Annotated in this window: 1 protein-coding gene; it reads right to left on the reverse strand. The window is 55.0% G+C overall.

Features of this window, described 5'->3' with window-relative positions:
* Nucleotides 1-417 (reverse strand): glutathione S-transferase family protein (locus tag AC1D0Z_RS22855; protein ID WP_477660418.1); only part of this gene is annotated, 417 nt, incomplete at its 3' end.
* Between the last annotated feature and the right edge of the window lie 551 nt (nt 418-968).

Here is a 968-nt window from a genome sequence, read left to right on the forward strand (position 1 = left end):
GAAATCCTCTCCCATAGCCCACGGTCCGCGCAAATACTCGCTTTCGATCAGCGAGAAGGCGTCACCCACGGATTGAGGAACCTTCCTTCGCATGGCGTCCCATGCTTCAGGCTCGTCCGCCCATCTGTGACCGCGCATTCGATGGGCGTGGGCCACATGAACCGTGGAGCACAAATAGCTGTTGAAAGCGTTCATTTCCGCAAGCCGAAACGTGTCACCCAACGGAGCCAGATGCGCATCCGGGTACGTCTGGGCGACGAACATGAGCATGGCCGGTGTTTCCGTCAGGACGCCGCGTTCCGTCACCAGCGCTGGAACCCGACCCTTCGGGTTGACCTTCAGGTAGTCAGCCCCCCGTTGTTCGTTCTTCGAAAAGTCGATCCGGACCAGTTCGTACTCAGCATTTGCATGGGCCAGCACCAGATGCGTTGCCAGTGCGCAGGTATTGGGTGTGTAGTAAAGCGTGAGCATGTGACCTCTCAATTTTCAATTGACGATGCAGGGAACTGCTTCAAGTGACGCCTAACGTTGGACTTAAGCGGCATGCCGTACGCATGTCCGCTGGAAGGAAGGGTTAGGCCTCACACGACAGCCCCGCATGCACCAGGATTAATTGCTTTCTATCCACGTGCCTTCCTCTTCATTTCGGTGATGCTCGCCTTCACCAGCTTCTTCACCAATGCTCTCGGGATCTTTCCGCTTACGGGAAAACTAACGATGGCTTTCGTCGTAGCGAAATCCCCGACGTCTTCTCTATGGTTCTCCAAGACCGGAGGGCGAACATGCAAGCGCACGTTCGGTGATTTGAAGCTAAACCAAGCGAACATTCCGTTGTAGTCATACCCTTCGTAGAGGTAGCCCAGGCATCTGAAAGTAGCTGGTGGTCTCGGTGGAGCCAAGTGCCGCTGACTGCATTACGGATCGAATGTCCATCAATAGGGATCGTACTTTCTCGGGACACTTTTCTA

This window comes from Polaromonas sp. P1_E3, from assembly GCF_056405935.1.